The 15,915-nt window shown below is 52.6% G+C and carries 15 protein-coding genes; 6 read left to right on the top strand and 9 right to left on the bottom strand.

Features of this window, described 5'->3' with window-relative positions:
- Positions 1-1,379: ammonium transporter (locus tag ACOJWD_RS04835; protein WP_486992090.1), on the top strand; the 1,379-nt coding region annotated here is incomplete at its 5' end.
- A 79-nt stretch (positions 1,380-1,458) separates the two neighbouring features.
- On the opposite strand, the gene ACOJWD_RS04830 is transcribed toward ACOJWD_RS04835, so the two are convergent.
- The 5 genes from ACOJWD_RS04830 to ACOJWD_RS04810 all read right to left on the bottom strand — a co-directional run bounded on the left by ACOJWD_RS04830 (position 1,459) and on the right by ACOJWD_RS04810 (position 8,119).
- The gene (locus ACOJWD_RS04830) at positions 1,459-2,682 is read right to left on the bottom strand and encodes a metal-dependent hydrolase family protein (RefSeq protein ID WP_486992089.1); all 1,224 of its coding nucleotides are present in this window, start codon (positions 2,680-2,682) and stop codon (positions 1,459-1,461) included.
- A gap of 29 nt (positions 2,683-2,711) precedes the next feature.
- A complete protein-coding gene (locus ACOJWD_RS04825; protein WP_486992088.1) occupies positions 2,712-3,929 on the bottom strand; it encodes an MFS transporter in 1,218 nt (405 codons plus the stop codon).
- 27 nt (positions 3,930-3,956) lie between these two features.
- A complete protein-coding gene (locus tag ACOJWD_RS04820; RefSeq protein ID WP_486992087.1) occupies positions 3,957-5,111 on the bottom strand; it encodes a M20 metallopeptidase family protein in 1,155 nt (384 codons plus the stop codon).
- A 46-nt stretch (positions 5,112-5,157) separates the two neighbouring features.
- Positions 5,158-6,336 carry a M20 metallopeptidase family protein gene (locus ACOJWD_RS04815; RefSeq protein ID WP_486992086.1) on the bottom strand — a complete coding sequence of 393 codons (1,179 nt, stop codon included), beginning with the start codon at positions 6,334-6,336 and terminating at the stop codon, positions 5,158-5,160.
- Positions 6,337-6,523: 187 nt separating this feature from the next.
- Positions 6,524-8,119 carry a helix-turn-helix domain-containing protein gene (locus ACOJWD_RS04810; RefSeq protein WP_486992085.1) on the bottom strand — a complete coding sequence of 532 codons (1,596 nt, stop codon included), beginning with the start codon at positions 8,117-8,119 and terminating at the stop codon, positions 6,524-6,526.
- Positions 8,120-8,791: 672 nt separating this feature from the next.
- Between ACOJWD_RS04810 and ACOJWD_RS04805 the strand changes: the two genes are divergently transcribed.
- Positions 8,792-9,700 carry an aldo/keto reductase gene (locus tag ACOJWD_RS04805; protein ID WP_486992091.1) on the top strand — a complete coding sequence of 303 codons (909 nt, stop codon included), beginning with the start codon at positions 8,792-8,794 and terminating at the stop codon, positions 9,698-9,700.
- Positions 9,701-9,705: 5 nt separating this feature from the next.
- On the opposite strand, the gene ACOJWD_RS04800 is transcribed toward ACOJWD_RS04805, so the two are convergent.
- The 3 genes from ACOJWD_RS04800 to ACOJWD_RS04790 form a co-directional block, all read right to left on the bottom strand.
- Complete coding sequence (locus ACOJWD_RS04800; RefSeq protein ID WP_486992084.1) at positions 9,706-10,449, bottom strand: bactofilin family protein; 744 nt, start codon at positions 10,447-10,449, stop codon at positions 9,706-9,708.
- Positions 10,450-10,483: 34 nt separating this feature from the next.
- A complete protein-coding gene (locus ACOJWD_RS04795; RefSeq protein WP_486992083.1) occupies positions 10,484-11,113 on the bottom strand; it encodes a DUF4004 family protein in 630 nt (209 codons plus the stop codon).
- Between the two features lie 222 nt (positions 11,114-11,335).
- Complete coding sequence (locus ACOJWD_RS04790) at positions 11,336-12,298, bottom strand: ion channel (protein ID WP_486992082.1); 963 nt, start codon at positions 12,296-12,298, stop codon at positions 11,336-11,338.
- Between the two features lie 171 nt (positions 12,299-12,469).
- Here ACOJWD_RS04790 and ACOJWD_RS04785 point away from each other — a divergent pair, with 171 nt between their 5' ends.
- On the top strand, positions 12,470-12,946 hold the full coding sequence (locus ACOJWD_RS04785; RefSeq protein ID WP_486992081.1) for a PaaI family thioesterase: 477 nt from the start codon (positions 12,470-12,472) through the stop codon (positions 12,944-12,946).
- Between the two features lie 116 nt (positions 12,947-13,062).
- The gene (locus ACOJWD_RS04780; protein ID WP_486992080.1) at positions 13,063-14,007 is read left to right on the top strand and encodes an EamA family transporter; all 945 of its coding nucleotides are present in this window, start codon (positions 13,063-13,065) and stop codon (positions 14,005-14,007) included.
- 377 nt (positions 14,008-14,384) lie between these two features.
- Here the strand turns inward: ACOJWD_RS04780 and ACOJWD_RS04775 are convergent, their stop codons facing one another.
- Positions 14,385-14,777: a transposase gene (locus ACOJWD_RS04775; RefSeq protein ID WP_486992079.1), complete on the bottom strand. Its 393-nt coding sequence runs from the start codon at positions 14,775-14,777 to the stop codon at positions 14,385-14,387.
- 49 nt (positions 14,778-14,826) lie between these two features.
- Here ACOJWD_RS04775 and tnpA point away from each other — a divergent pair, with 49 nt between their 5' ends.
- The gene (gene tnpA / locus ACOJWD_RS04770; RefSeq protein WP_486992078.1) at positions 14,827-15,114 is read left to right on the top strand and encodes an IS66 family insertion sequence element accessory protein TnpA; all 288 of its coding nucleotides are present in this window, start codon (positions 14,827-14,829) and stop codon (positions 15,112-15,114) included.
- 64 nt (positions 15,115-15,178) lie between these two features.
- Positions 15,179-15,337: a hypothetical protein gene (locus ACOJWD_RS04765; protein WP_486992092.1), complete on the top strand. Its 159-nt coding sequence runs from the start codon at positions 15,179-15,181 to the stop codon at positions 15,335-15,337.
- The last annotated feature ends 578 nt before the right edge of the window (positions 15,338-15,915 follow it).

Here is a 15,915-nt window from a genome sequence, read left to right as displayed (position 1 = left end):
TTCTCATGCTTGTACCTTCCCCCCATTACCTCAATGCAGGGGACAACGCCTGGCAACTGACGGCAGCTACCTTCGTTGGATTGCAGTCGGTTCCGGGCCTGGCCATTTTGTATGGAGGGCTTGTGAAGAAGAAGTGGGCCATCAATTCGGTCATGATGGTACTCTATGCATTTGCAATCGTTCTCGTCAGTTGGGTATTGTTTGGGTTCAGCATGGGATTCGGGGCCCCTTGGCACCTGGGTGGGGGCATCTTGTCAAACATCGTGGGACTCCCACGATCCATTCTTAACCAAAGAGATTTGCAGCGGATGGCATCCATTCCGTTGTTGAAGGGATTGATGCCGTCACTCCACTTTCCCGAATCATCCCTGGTCTATTTTCAATTTGTATTTGCTGCCATTACCCCAGCCATTTTGGCGGGCGCGGTGCTGGGGCGGATGAACTTCAAAGCCTGGATGATCTTTGTGCCTGTTTGGTCCACCTTGGTATACAGTGTGAACGCATTTATGTTGTGGGGGGGAGGAATTCTCTCACAGTTAGGGGCGGTAGATTTTTCCGGAGGCTATGTCATTCATGTGGCGGCAGGGATTTCAGGATTCGTGGCGGCGGCGGTGGTCGGGCCCCGTCTTTCCAAAGATCGCCGCAATTTCAATCCCAACAATTTGCTGTTGGCCATGGCCGGCGCCGGCATTTTGTGGCTTGGGTGGAACGGGTTTAATGGCGGAGACCCCTATTTCGCCAATGTGGATGCTGCGAGTGCGGTGCTCAACACCAACGTGGCGACCGCCATGGCGCTCTTGAGTTGGCTGGTGTTGGACTATTGGGTAACGGGAAAACCGTCATTGGTGGGTGCGATTAACGGGATGGTGTGTGGTTTGGTCGCCATTACACCTGCGGCAGGGTACGTGAATGGTTATGGCGCCTTAGTCATAGGTGTAGTGGCTAGTGTCATCCCCTGGATGACGATGCGCTGGCTACCCCGCATTGGTTGGTTCGGACGAGTGGACGATACCCTGGGGGTGTTTCATACGCACTTCGTTGCGGGGGCGCTTGGAGGGCTCTTGACCGGTCTTTTCGCGGATCCTCATATGCTCGAATATATTGGGGTACGAGGCCCGGGCTCGAGCGTGACCGGCCTCTTTTACGGAAATCCGCGACAGTTTTTCATACAACTCTTAGCATTGGGAGTGATCACGGTCTACGATGGATTGATGACATTGGGGATTTTAAAGGCAATTTCACTCTTGGTACCGCTGCGAGATCAAGAACCGCGGCTTGTGGTGGGGGATCTGGCGATTCATGGTGAGGTCGGTTCGGTGGACGTGGGGTATGGGGACACTGAAGATGGGGAGACAGGCGACTTAGTCGCGCAACAATGACACTCAGCAAAAGAGGTAGGTCGAGATAGCAGCATCGGCCCTCCCAGAGGGGAAGGCCGATGCCATGTAGATGGAGCCACTAGAGATCCCAACGCACCGGAGTGCCTTGCCATAGAATGGCAGCGATCTCCTCTGGGTGGGTGAGTACCCGGAGGTTTTCGATGGGATTTGAGTGCAGTAACAATAAATCGGCCCAGTGCTGGGGACGAATTCTCCCCGTCGGGATATCCAGTAACTGGGCCGCATGGATGGTGGTGGCTTCTAACGCTTCCCATACGCTGAGGCCGGCATCATATAAGTACCCAATCTCTTGGGCATTTTCTCCGTGGAAATTGAAGGGCGTACCGGCATCCGTCCCCATGACAATGGTTACGCCCCCTTGGCGCGCCCGTGCGACACTGTCAAAGTGAGCGTCGCGTGCCACTTGAGCCTTTTCAACGGTAGATGCGAGAACCTGGTCTTTGTGAGCTAGAATTTGAATCATCGCACTCAATGTGGGAACGAGAGCAATCTGTTGCTCTGCCATTTGCTCAATCGCCCAGGGAGAGAGATAGAAGCCGTGTTCAATGCTATCCACGCCGGCACGAATCGCATTATGAATTCCCTCCTCCGCTTGAGCGTGCGCCATCGTGCGGATTCCGGCATTGCGGGCTTCTTCCACGGCACTACGCATATCTTCTTCTCGAAGTCCGATTTCGGTGCTTTTATCACCTACCGAGGACACCCCACCTGACGCCATGAATTTAAGCCAGTTAACGCGTTGGCGAATTTGCTGGCGAGCAACGCGACGGGCATCATGAGGGGAGTCTACAATGGTGCCACTCAACCATTGAATGTGCGAGGGCCAGCCATTTTGTGGATCGCCGTGTCCTCCTGTGATGCTAAAGGGCTCTCCCGCTGCTCTTACATGGGGACCGGGATGCCATGACCGGTCGATCGCGTTTCGGGTCGCTACTCCCACGCCGAAAGAGGACCCGGCATCGCGAACACTGGTTACCCCATGCTCTAAAGTAATGCGGGCATTCATCAGGGCGCGAGCCATGAAATCGGCAGCTGTCAGGTGACTATCTTGGGCGCGATCACCCACCGCTCCTGAGCGTAGATGTACATGGGCGTCGATCATCCCCGGCATAAGCCAAAGATTTTTCCCATCGAGCAATGTCATGGAGCTTTCGTTGGGCGGACGGGAAGTGGACGATATATCGGTAATAAGACCGTTTTCTGCAATTACGACCGATCCTGGAATGATTGCACGTTGATCGATGTCTACGACCTGAACATTGTATAAAAGGGTATCTGGCAACACTACCACCTCCGAAACACAGAATAGGGTTAATCCGTGACGATGTTGCTGCGCAAAACAGGACGGGTTGTGAGTGTTAAGAGAAATGTCAGAATACTGGTCAGACCTAAAGTGATGAGCCCGGCCGTTTCGAATCCGGCGGGGATGAGCAGTGCAAATATCGGACCGCCAAATAGAGCGCCGACATTAAACACTAGATAGATCCATCCTGTCACACTACCCGCAATGGAGTCGTCGGTGGAGTCTTGGGCAAGGCCTACCGAGAGTCCGACGAAGATTCCCCATCCGGCTCCAAATAGGAAGGTCAGTATGAACAAGGGCAAAATGCTCTTGTCGACCAAAAACATGCCGAAACTCCCAATCACGATCAAGAGCGACGCAAAACTCACGCCCCGCTTTCGCCCGATCTTGTCGCCTAAATAGCCAATCGGGAAGGCACAGATGAGCCCGCCGAGGCCACCCATGGAGTAAATGCCTGCTGCGGTTCCTGAGGGTAAGTGGAGGATCGTGAGAAGGTAGTCCGAATAGTAGCCAAGAAATCCAAATAAGGTGATGCCAAAGAGAAAGATGCCGACCGAGAGAATCAAGACATTGCGGTTAAACATGCCCTTTAGCTGTAGATGCTGGCGTTCCAGTACCTTGTACGTCTTCGGGATAAAAAGATAGAACAAGATGAGGGAGATAATCGCGGCAAAACCCGATAGAATGAATGGTGTTCGATAATGTGGTAAAAACGGGTTAATGAGATAGGGTCCCACAAAAAGTCCGAGTCCGAACAATACCGAAAAGATCGAAATGGCGCGCCCGCGCGTCTCAAAGAAAATATCTCCTAGAAGAGCTGCCCCAGCAGGTTGAAACACTCCAATGCCGAGCCCCACCCCAAGTCGCGCTACGAAGAGTCCGGCGGGGGTGGTGACATATCCGGTGAGCACGGTGAATCCGGCAAACAACACTATAGAAGCCATGACGGTATACTTCACGGGCATTTTATCAAAAAGATATCCACCGAGCATACTAAAGATGGCAATTCCTAAGGCATAGCCCGTAGCTACGGAGCCTAACAGGGCGGCCGTTCCGTGTACGTTATGCACAATATAGGGAGCGCCAAAGGTAAAGAGGTTGTTGTCAAATCCTTCCAGAAAAGCGGGAATGGAGGCGATGATTAAAATGAAGATGAAGCGTCGTGTGCTTTCTCGTGACACCGAGCGAACGGTTTCTATCCCAGTGTTTTTCGGGCTTTGTGACATGCGGTACACCTCCTTGATGACGTAGGATTATTCCGATGTAGTGCCAAAAGCGATGATGGTTTGTGCCATGATCCACACGCCCAGGGGCATGACGGATTCATCGAAGCTGAATTGCCCATGATGGTGCGGAAACGGGTGAGGATGAGGCATGGCTCCGAGATTCCAAAACACGCCGGGGCGTTCGTGAAGGTAATAGGCAAAGTCTTCGCCGCCCATACGCTCACCAATGTCGAGCCACGCACCAGGGGCTTTCTCTTCTATCAGAGATCGGAAGATGTGCCATTCCCGATCGGTGTTAATGACGCTTGGATAGCCGCGCATGTAATTGAGACTAGCCTTAGCTCCCGATGCCTCTGCGATGGATGACACCATCTGACCCATGGTGTTTTCGATGACAGAGCGGGTGTCCTCGTCAAACGTGCGAACCGTTCCTTTCATCTCTGCCGATGAGGGGATCGCGTTAAAGGCGGAGCCGGAACGAATGGCACTAATGGTTAATACGGCAGGCACTGTAGGGTCCACACGCCGTGATACCACTGTTTGGAGTGCGCTGATTAACTGGCCCATGACAGGTATAGGATCGATGGTATGGTGAGGTGCTGAGCCATGACCACCATGGCCGTGAATTTCGATGGAGAATCGGTCAGAGTTGGCCGATTGAATGCCCCTGCGGGCGCCAACGGTCCCGGACGGCATCTCGGATTGAAGGTGTAGACCGGTGACCCGAGTGACCCCTTCGAGGACACCGTCGCGAATCATTTTATAGGCACCACCGGGATGTTTCTCTTCGGCGGGTTGAAAGATGAGACGCGCTTTTACCGGGATGTCTTTCAGTAGATCCGGTAATATTTTGGCTACTCCTAGCATCATCGCGGTGTGGCCATCGTGGCCACAGGCGTGCATGGCACCGGGATTAACTGAACGGTATTCGACGTCGGCCTCCTCATCGATGGGAAGCGCGTCAATGTCGGCACGAGCCAAGATGCGGGGGCCCTTCGTGCCAACATCCACAACGACTCCCGTGTCACCCGCGGTATAGGGAGAAAGGCCCATCGAGCGCAAGGTATCCATGATGAACGCCTGAGTCTTCGTCTCTTCGTATCCCAGTTCGGGATGTTGATGAAGATGTCGCCGCCAAGAGATGAGTTCTGGCAACAAATCTTCAATGGTCGATGGAATCATGCCGTACCCTCCTCAAGATATGAGTCTCGCGCATAAAGACGCGAGGTTAGTTGCGAGCCGTTGGATTAATGCTGAGAAATTCCAGTGCTGTCGCCATTAAAATTGATACACCAACCGGAAGGCTCATCTCGTCCAGTGTGAACTTGGGGTGATGATGGGGATAGATGGCCCCTTCTTTGGTACTGCGGCAGCCCAAGTTCAAAAAGGTGCCAGACCGTTCTTCCAAGTAATAGGAGAAGTCTTCTCCTGCCATGAGAGGCTCGGGATGAACCAGAGAGGTCGGCCCCATAATGCGACTGATGACGCGTTCAGCGATTTCGGTCTCAAAGCGAGTATTGATGACACTGGGATATCCTTCACGGTATGTCAGCGTCCCCTGAGCGTCGTGCGCCGCCGTCACGTGCGTCACCAAGGTGTTCAGGCGCTCGCGAATTTTTTGGCGTTCCTCCAAATCGAAGGTGCGCACGGTACCGGTCAGCACGGCCCGAGGCGCAATAATGTTGAAATTGCTACCGCTATGAAGCGTCCCAATCGTGACCACCGCCGCGTGTCGAGGGCTGACATTGCGGCTGACGATACTTTGTATGGCCGTCACTAGTTCAGCCGCGACCGGAATGGCATCAATCGCCTTTTCGGGCTGGGATCCATGCCCCCCGCGGCCCTCGATATTGATAGTGAAGTGGTCGGCGTTGGCGGTTGCGGGGCCGATGATGGTGCCGACTTGCCCGGTCGGCAGATCCGAAGATAAATGCAGGCCTAGGACGCGATCAATGTTGTCCAGCACGCCATCGCGGATCAAAAGACGCGCGCCGCCCGGCATCAGTTCCTCCGCCGGTTGAAACAGAAGTCGCACGGTGCCGGGGAGCGTATTTTTTTGTCGACTCAAGAGCGTCGCAACACCGAGTAAGATGGCGGTGTGTCCGTCATGGCCACAGGCGTGCATCATGCCGTCGCGCCGTGACCGATAGGGGTGGTCCGACTCCTCCTGCAGTGGCAAGGCGTCTATGTCTGCGCGAATCGCCACGCTGCGGGGACCATCGCCGATATCGACTACCACGCCGGTTTCCCCCGATGCTCGAGGCGTTAGTTGCAGGATTCGCAACTGGTCCATGATATATTGTTGAGTTTCAAATTCCTTAAAACTCAATTCAGGATATTGATGCAAATGGCGACGCCATTCCGTGAGCTTTGGGAATAGGGTGTGTGCGTCCTCAACCAATGACACCGTCATCGCCTCCTTCAGCGATTAACTAGCTTTAACCCGAGAATTGCTGATTCTAGCGAGGGTAGCAATTTATGAAAGTACTAGACAGGAATACTGGCGTCCCCTCTAGTACGTCACAGTATGGCGCGTGAACGTGAGGCATGCTATGGAATTTATTCTAAATTTTCTTGGCATTGATTAGCGATTGTTACAAAGAAAGGTTAACCGAGGATAAGAGCGCCCATCGAAGGGCGAGAATGGTGCGATCATCTGATAGAGGACGACCGAGACTGTGGCTTGCCTTCTCTAGACGATAGCGGAGAGTATTGGGATGGGTATGCAAGAGTGCCGCTGCTTCATTGACTGAGCGATTTGAGGTAAGGTAGGCGACGACAGAGTCGAATAGGGACTTATCTTCCTTTAAAATGCCGAGTACCTGATCGGCATAGGATCCGCGGACATCTTGGCGCAGGGATTCGATTAACGACATTTCTGGATAGTCTTGCAGAGAAATTTCCCGGCTTTTAAGTTCAGATCTCGAAAAATAGTAAGCGGATCCTTGGGCCAACATGACTAGAGCGCGCAACTGGGGGGTCAATTTTCTTGACGAGTCGTTTCTTTCGCTCCAAAAGATCGGGAATCCAGCGATGCGCAGCAAGGGATCATGGAGGTCGTCGAGATGGTTTCCCTGTAAAAGAAGGATGCTCTGCCGTCCGCTATTCATAATGGGAATGTCGTGCGCTCGGGAAAAGGCCACCAAATCTTCAATAGTGGTGTGAGAAGGGTGCGGGATGAGGACAAATTGCCACGACACTTCGTCGAGCTGATACTTTCGGATGACTTGTTCGAGACCTTCCGGTTCACCATTCCAAATGTGTTGGAAAGCATGGGATGCACTGGACAGCCGTTCTTGTTCCCGAGCTTCTTGTTTCATAAATTCCAATGCGATGAGGGGAATAGCCTGTTCAATCGCAGGATGCTCCAAAGGGCTGCCATCCTCCATGCCGATGACTAATTCGCCTAACTGATGATTACCGATTTGAATCGGTATGTGGTGCGCTGGCCCGAGATCGCCACCATAGTGAGCGAGAACTTGATGATTCTCATCCAAGACACATAACGGGCGTTCAAGCATGGCCCATAATGTTTTCAATAAGGTGGTCATACTGGAATGAGGTGACATCATGCTCGCTACGAGACGCTTCTGCAGGCGCAAGGTGCGTTGCAATTCATCAGAGAGCGTGCGAACCTGGCGATAGTCATCAGCATTGATGACGGCGAGTGCCGCATGATCAGCTAATGATGACGCGACGGCCAAGTCAACTTGGGTAAAGTCCCGATCGGTATCATAGTTATCAATGACCATGACTCCAAGGGTGCGTTGCTCAGCTATGAGTGGAATGGCCATTGAACTTCTAACCGGATTGTCCGGTCGGCCCACGGCCAATCGCACTTGCGCGTCATGCTGTGGGGAGAGATTGTCTTGCGCTTTGCGAATCGCATGCGCGTTGGGTAGGAGTAAGGGTGAACGGGTGAGGTATGCCTTACCTGTCATCGATTCTCCGGGCTTAATCCAGACATCTTTGAGATACCTCATATCGAATCCTAAACCTCCGACGGGAACTAGGGCATTGTGCTCGGGTTGATAGAGGAATACGCAGACAAAGTCGGACCCCTCGATAAGCGCTAAGCTTCCGTCAAGCAAGTCGTGTAAGAGCTCTTCCAAATCGCGACGCATCGTTAGTCTCTGCGTTAGGGCCAATAGGTGTTCAAGTGTCTGCGGAGGAACGCCATCGAGGTTCATTGTCTCCCCCCTAGGTGAATCAGATGTTCGATACAAAGGTCATAGGTGGAGTTAGTTTAGCATAGCTGTGCGCTTTTTGAAAAATCATGACTAATGGCGTAAGAAAGTCATGTGGAGTGGCGGAATGGACGGAGGGGTGTCCGGTGATTCGGATCGGATGGGCATACTGACGTCGCTCAAAGGTCATCTCTTGATCTTCCCGAGTGGGAGAGTGGCGATTTGATGGCGACTCAGTCCACTCGGGTGGCACTCATATCGACTTTTAGGGATCCAGAAGTCGCACCCCCTCGAGTGCTACTTGCGGCGCGGATCGAAGGAGTCTAACCACAGGGAGAGAGTCAGCTCGGTGCGTGCATACCATACTAGATCACACGCCATGGTGCGATTGGGTCAAGGGCACTTCCCTTCTCCCGGATTTGGGCCGACGCGAGGTTACGGTGAGGTGTGAGCATATTTTTCGGTCGAATAACACAGAGACCAGTTCTAAAGCTACCACGCGGCATCGTTATTTGCCACTCAGTGTTTTGCTTGTGCGCCGATTGCGTATTAACCGCCCGTCAAGAAATTGGGTGCGTAGGTCTCTACAGCAATCGGGGGGATTTTCGCGGTAAAATAGAGAGGTATTGTGACCTTGGAAGCTACTATGGAAAGGGATGGGGATCTGTGCGAACAATGAAGTTGGGTACCAGTACACTCGAAGTGCCAGTCGTGGCGGTAGGGTGTATGCGCATTAAGTCATTATCGTTAAAAGACGCGGAAACGTTTCTCTCGACTGCCCTTGACGAAGGGGCAAACTTTTTCGATCATGCCGACGTGTATGGGAATGGTGAGTGTGAAGAGATCTTTGCCGAGGCAATCCACATGAGTTCGGCCGTGCGCGATCGCGTGATCCTCCAGTCTAAATGTGGGATACGCGAAGGAATGTTTGACTTTTCTAAGGAACATATTCTCGAAGCTGTTGACGGAAGCCTCAAGCGACTACGCACCGACTATTTAGATGTGTTATTGTTGCATCGTCCTGATGCCCTGGTAGAACCCGAAGAGGTGGCCGAGGCATTTAATATTCTCCATGAGTCGGGGAAAGTGCATCACTTTGGCGTCTCAAACCAAAATCCGATGCAGATTGAACTCTTAAAGAGATACGTCAAACAACCCCTGGTGACCAATCAACTGCAATTAAGCATCACCAACACCAATATGATTTCAGCAGGCGTCAATGTGAATATGGAAACCCCAAGCGCCATTGACCGCGATGGCAGTATCTTGGATTACTGTCGCCTGCACGACATCACTATTCAGCCGTGGTCACCCTTTCAATATGGATTTTTTGAAGGGGTATTTTTGGATAACCCCAAGTTTCCTGAACTCAACGCCGTAATTGACAAGATCGCTGCACAACATAATGTCAGCAACACAACCATTGCTGTGGCCTGGCTGCTTCGCCATCCTGCTAACATGCAACCGGTGATTGGGACGATGAATGTGGGCCGATTGAAGGATTCTTGTGCGGCCAGTGATATTGCCCTCAGCCGTGACGAGTGGTATGAAATTTTTCGAGCAGCCGGCAATATTTTACCGTAGACGCTTCATTCATGGTTCACTTGGGTTTTCTCGCCCACCCAGCTAGTGCTGTCTATGTCGAGCGTATCGCGATATTCGATGCGTTCGACATGGCAATGGGGGCCCACAATGACGCGATCCCCGCGCACCAAGTGAGCTTCGGTATAGCCGATCTCGACGATGTCGCCCGATACTTCTCCTACCACCAGTTTGGCTTTTGAAGACGAAAAGAGGTTTACTGGCCAAGACCAAGACATTCCCGCGCCACTATTGATAGTAATGTGACTCCCGGCGATTTCCCCGATGGCGGATGAACCAGCTAGCTGAAGTTGGACCATATCAGCCGATACTAAACCCGGACACTCTACGAGCCCTGCCCATCGGAATTTTTCAAGCGAGATTTCATGACTGACATGCAACGATCCGCTGCCGTGGAAAGACTCTCCTATGATGTCGCCGGTGACCCGCAAGGAGCCTGATGCCTTAAGGTCTCGTGATGGTTTTAGGTTTCCGTCAATGTGAGTGGAACCACTAAAGTGGCCTTCATCGGCACGAATGGACCCTTTGCAATGAGAACTGCCAGATACATGGAGAGTTTTTGTGATGAGATTTCCTTCAATCCGGGACGATCCGCTCATGTGGAAGTCATCGCAGGTGACGTCGCCATCGATGCGTATCGATCCAGATCCGTGGACCGTGTCATACTGTCCCCCAGAGGTACGGGCACTTCCGGAGAGCTTGAGTGATTTTAATCCGGAGTCGGTCATCATATATGCTCCTCTCAAACCTATTATTGGTGGTTGACTAGAGAATATTTGCAGTGCGCTGAAAAATGTCTCTGGCTCTTGAACGGCATTCGGCAATAGAAACGGAAAGCGGTGTCGATTGCGACCCGAACCAGAGAGCTTGCGGAGATACGGATACAAGAAAGTACCACTGAGCCGCAAGACCTATTGCAAAGAGTGTGGCTTGAGGCTCTTCGAGCCATTGAACGGAGATTTGTTTGACGAATGCCAGGGCATCCATATGACTTTCGCTAGGGAATCCTCGACGCTGCAACTCATACACTATGATTAGGAAGACGAAATCATATTCACTCATCGAAGTACTGAGATCGATGTTTATGGGCGGGCGCGATGAAAATTTGCCTTGCTCCCATAGCACATCAAGTGGCCAGAGAGGACCCGATGACGAGGGTTCTTGAATGCGTTGCGCTAAATCATCCAACGGGATCTCGGGTTTCATGCTTTGAATCCATCGGATGCGGTCCAGAATGGCGCTCCGTGGGAAGAACGTTTCTTGTCCAGTAAAGGTTGAACGGCGGATAAACCAGGTTTCGGGAATGAGGCCCTTGCGCTTCCAACGATATAACTGGCCATAAGAAATGTGGGCTTCGCTGAGAAGTTCCTTTTTGCTAATCCATTCATCTGCCATATATCGTCATCTCCTCATAGAACATAACACTGTTACGCTTGAACGTCAACTGGGATAGGGAATCATTTTTGGAAAGTATCGTCAGAAGACAATGGCTGACGATGAGGAATATTTGAGGGCTTTGACGCTAGGGTACTCGTGGCATATCAAAAATGTGCCGATCCGCACTAAGGGTGCGAGGAGCGGACGTAATATTTGCCCTTACGGGTGGTGGCTTTCACATTAAGCGTTATTCGAGGCTCTGAGACGAACAATCAAAGCGCCCTTTTCGAGTACCGGATTCTCGGGAATACCAAGAGTAAATTGTCCATTTTGAATGAGACCTAAAACCAATTCCGTAGGCTGGGATCGAACTTCTGACAATAATCGTCCAATCCATTCTTCAGGGATGGGGACTTCTTCGAGTTGTCCCAGACGTGACGATAGCATGTGTTGCAGTAAATCGGCGGCGTGCGGTGTGGCCAAACTTTGGGTAATCAGTTCACCGACGAGGTCTTGGGTCGCAATGCCTTCAATGCCCAGCGATTTTAATGCGGTTATAGCCTTTGAGGCATGGGTAATCGCTAGCATAGGCCCGTCGGGAACGACATGATGGGCTTCAATTGCGGTCATGAGCACATCACCATCGGTCTCCCCCACGATCACAATTTGTTGTGCATGCTCCAGTCGCGCCTTAGCTAATACGTGAGGATTGCTGGGATCGCCGGCAATGTACTGCATTTGGGGATGATCGGGGATTTGATTGCGGTCGACGTCGGCCACAAGAATTATGGAAGGATGGGCCTTGAGCAAGTCTGGTAACAGATGGGGAATCACGGGGGTGTACCCCAGAATGACGAGATGTCCGCGGGACTCGGATAGCGTGTGCATGCCAAATAACCTCCGTATGTGTAATGATGTCGCCTGTGCTGCCCAGTTGGCAAATACCGCCCCAACGAGGGGGATGACCACAAGCATGGTGGCCATGGCAATAATGCGGCCTGCGGTATCCTTAGGGACCACATCGCCATATCCCACCGTGGTGACGGTCACGATGGACCAATAGAGGCCTATAAACCATGAGACATGCTGTGTCAGGGAGAACAATGTCGCAGAAATGAGGGCGCCGACTCCCGCCATGCTCGTGTATAGCCAGGTTTGGTTTTTACGGACTTTCTGAAGTAAGTTGCTGACCAGCCAGATCATGGATTCAAAGGCCTTCCTTTCATAGACGCGTGGATGCCGATCTCTATTAGCATAACAAAAAACTGGATGAGCGTGCTGGGGTAGTTGTTCTTCGCCTATTGACGGTGGCACGGGAGAATGAAAGACTCAAACTGATAGAACAGAGATTCAAGGTATATGGAGGGATCACGATTGAATAAGGCCGCGATTCAAAATTATTATGCCGATGATTACGGGTGGTGTTACGGATGTGGACGGCTCAATCCCCATGGCCATCACTTTGAAACCTATTGGGAGGGTGAAGAGACGGTGACCGTATATGAGCCCAGACCTGAACACATGGCGATACCGGGCTTTGTCTATGGAGGACTGCTGGCTGCGATAATTGATTGCCATAGTACCGGATCAGCGGCACTAGCCCAATATCGTCATGAGGGCCATGAGCCAGGAGATGCGGCGCCTGTGCCGCGCTTTGTGACGGCATCTCTTAAAGTAGACTTTCGTAAGCCCACGCCCATCGACACCTCTCTTACAGTGCGTGGACGGATTGTGGAGGTGGGAGCCAAGAAAGTCATTATTCATAGTGATCTGTACGCCCATGAGCTTGTGGTGGTTCAAGGAGAGGTTGTAGCCGTGCAGGCTCCGAAAACGATGACAGCCCATGCCTAGTGCGTCTCTATCAACGTCCGCACGCTTTCGCATGCCGAAGCGAACTTTAGGGTGACGGGCCGAGAACACTCTTAAAAAAGACGGTCTCCGTCATCATAAGGTGATGGCGCAATCATGTGCACTGGTTGAAGGGCCGGGATTTATCCGGAGAATTGAAAACGCCTGGCTATACGGCAGGAAGGAGATTAAACCATGGTGGATATGGCATTCGGGGACCCATGCTAGTCCTTCCAGCAGTTCTTCTCGTGCTCCTCTCATCAGTACTGCACCTGGGATGGAATGTCTTTCTGAAAGGACAGGATGGGAGTCTTGAGACCACCTGGTGGATCAATGCGGGCGCAGCCGTAACGTCCGTGATAGGTGCCTTGGGATATAGCCTGGTCAAGGGGAATGAGGGCACTACTATTCATGCTCTTCAATCGGTCTATCCCTTAATTATTGCCAGCATGTTTGCGCATGCGACCTATTTTACGGCACTTGCACTGTCCTATCGCCATGCCAACCTATCATGGACCTATCCGTTGGCGCGGGGCCTCGCGATTCTCTTGACGCTTCTAATCACTGCGAGTTTTTGGGGAATTCAATTCACGCCGATGGTCATTCTGGGAATGGTGGTCATGGTGGGGGGCTTGGTCATATTAAATCTCCGCGTCAACGTGTCGCGTTTCGCGATTTGGACAACCATCGTAGTCGGGATGATGATTACCGCTTATACCGTCATTGATAGTCGAGCTGTATTGCAAATTTCACCGCTAGTCTATCTGGCTTGTGTTTTTACAGGAGAGACGATATTGCTCTCACCGTGGGCACTTAGACAGAGAACTCTCTCCCGAAGATTACGGGCCAAGGCGGCGCTGGCCGGAGCCGTATCGTATGTCTCCTATCTACTCATGCTCTATGCGTTTCAAATGGCTCCCGCGGCTACCGCCCTTGCATTTCGCCAGGTTGCTCCTGCACTGGCGCCAGCTGTCGGTTCGGTGTGGCTAAAGGAGCGCACCGGGTGGAGGATATATCTAGGGGCAGGACTCATTGCCCTATCCGCTGCTTTGCTGGTGATTTAATGGGTGGGGACAATAGGGCCACCACGACATGTGAGGGCAAATCTTGGCACGTATACACTCGAAAGAGGTGTTGGCGGTATGGGTCATGGTCGAAATTATAGCCTGTCTAAGAGCCATCGTAGGTGCCCTTCTTCGGGTCACAGCATTCTTTACGAGGTCGATGTAGGGGCTCTCTCGTCGTGATGCTAAGTAGCGAATGCCTTCTATATCCCATACCTGCTTGAACATCCGGTACTAACGTCACGACCGCGCAAATGATCACTGGGATCGGGGCGTTTTAGAGTCTATCGAGGGCCCGGGCATGGCGAGGCGCGCGTGAGCGATAATGCTGTCAACAATAAATGGCTCTTGAGCACTTTTGGTGCAGGCTGCTTGGGCTAGCGCCGGGCCTTCTGGGGGTAGCTTTTGCCTGTCAGATCCTGTCGTAACACTGGGTATGCCATACCCAGCCGACAATGTGGTGAAGCCCGGTTCCGCCTTAACGGTGTAGGATCCGGGCCCGCAGCAGGGGTAATGCGACCCGGCCATGCATCATGCGCTTTTAGGAGCTTGGTTCGGGTATTCAAGCCTTCGACGGGACCTTGACTCCATTCGACTGCGACGCCTGCCACCACGGCATTCCAATCGTGGCGCAAGGTCTGAGCAAAGGCGACGAATGCGGGGATTTCACTCGATTCGACCAGACGGCACCACGCAGCCAAGGCCTTCTCCCCCCCGGCGATGGGCGACCAAGGGTATGTGTTAAACTGTCCCCACCTACCACTGTGCATCGTGCAGATCCATACTGAGGTGAATACGCCGTGAAGGAGTGGTAGGACGATGACAGCCCTCGAGCGGTTGGCCTTACAGGACCTATGGTGGGAGCTGGTGCAGGAATTTCGCGCCAGTGGGCAGAGTGGTCCGGCGTGGTGTCCGCCGCAGGGCCTGTCAGTGAAGCAGTTACACTATTGGAACCGCAAATTCCTGTCAGCCGACGCGTGCGCCGGCTACCGCATCGGTCACCTACGAACGCCGAAAGAAAACTCCGGGCCAACGCGAGGCGCAATTAGCGGGCCTACCCGTCAAACAATGCCTGCACGAATTGGCGGAATCCGAGCGCGTGTGTGACAGGTGCGGGCAGCCCCTGCATGTCATGAGTACCGAGGTCCGGCGCGAGCTGGAGGTCATTCCGGTGCAAGTCCAGGTCATTGAACATATTCAGCACATCTATAGTTGTCGCGCGTGCGAACGCACCGTGCTGACCACCCCCATTAAGACGGCCCCCATGCCCCGCCCGGTCTATCCGCATAGCCTGGCCTCCGTGTCCTTACTGGCCAACATTCTTCATTAAAAAATTTGTGGAAAAGTGCCGCCTGTAGCAAGGGCGTCAAGTTATGAAAAAGCCTCATGCATTAAAAAGATTCGACGCACGGTGTGGGAATGGTTTAAAAGATTGTCCCAAACGTCTTTCAAGTTCAGGAACGCTTCGGTCCCCCGCATGACTTTATGTCTTAGGCCTTAGGGGTGTACATATTGCGAGCATTTCTCCTAGTTGCAAACTGATTCTCAGAACCGACTTCGCCTCGTCTGGAATATCGTCATCTTGGGGTGGCGAAGTCGTTTATGTTCCTTGTAGCGCCTACCAACTGAGGGGTAGGGTGGTTCAAAGGGTTCGCCCAGCATTTTTGGATGAGTCGATGTAATTGCTCCGAGATTGACTCGTATCGTTGCCTTTCTCGCCAGTAATTCGAGATAGCGACAGGGTCTCGAGCACCGTCTTCCCAATAGGTCGCCTCTATTTGCAGCGCCTCTACCAGAGGGCGCCAGTGAAATCCTAGTGATCGGGTACCAAAACGGTTGCTGCCTATAAAGAGCTGAGTCGCCGGGATGGGCGTGCCTACCACTGTTGCCCCGCAGCACAATGCCTCA

The organism is Sulfobacillus sp. TH-112 (assembly GCF_057473405.1).
The sequence above is the reverse complement of the archived record's forward strand: the minus strand, read 5'-3'. Positions and strand labels throughout refer to the sequence as shown.

Excerpts from the sequence above, each read along its gene's own strand:
- ACOJWD_RS04825 (WP_486992088.1), bottom strand. The coding sequence starts at position 3,929 with ATGTCACAAAGCCCGAAAAACACTGGGATAGAAACCGTTCGCTCGGTG.
- ACOJWD_RS04800 (WP_486992084.1), bottom strand. The coding sequence starts at position 10,449 with ATGATGACCGACTCCGGATTAAAATCACTCAAGCTCTCCGGAAGTGCC.
- ACOJWD_RS04810 (WP_486992085.1), bottom strand. The coding sequence starts at position 8,119 with ATGAACCTCGATGGCGTTCCTCCGCAGACACTTGAACACCTATTGGCC.
- ACOJWD_RS04805 (WP_486992091.1), top strand. The coding sequence starts at position 8,792 with ATGAAGTTGGGTACCAGTACACTCGAAGTGCCAGTCGTGGCGGTAGGG.
- ACOJWD_RS04775 (WP_486992079.1), bottom strand. The coding sequence starts at position 14,777 with ATGCACAGTGGTAGGTGGGGACAGTTTAACACATACCCTTGGTCGCCC.
- ACOJWD_RS04820 (WP_486992087.1), bottom strand. The coding sequence starts at position 5,111 with ATGATTCCATCGACCATTGAAGATTTGTTGCCAGAACTCATCTCTTGG.
- tnpA (WP_486992078.1), top strand. The coding sequence starts at position 14,827 with ATGACAGCCCTCGAGCGGTTGGCCTTACAGGACCTATGGTGGGAGCTG.
- ACOJWD_RS04790 (WP_486992082.1), bottom strand. The coding sequence starts at position 12,298 with ATGATCTGGCTGGTCAGCAACTTACTTCAGAAAGTCCGTAAAAACCAA.
- ACOJWD_RS04795 (WP_486992083.1), bottom strand. The coding sequence starts at position 11,113 with ATGGCAGATGAATGGATTAGCAAAAAGGAACTTCTCAGCGAAGCCCAC.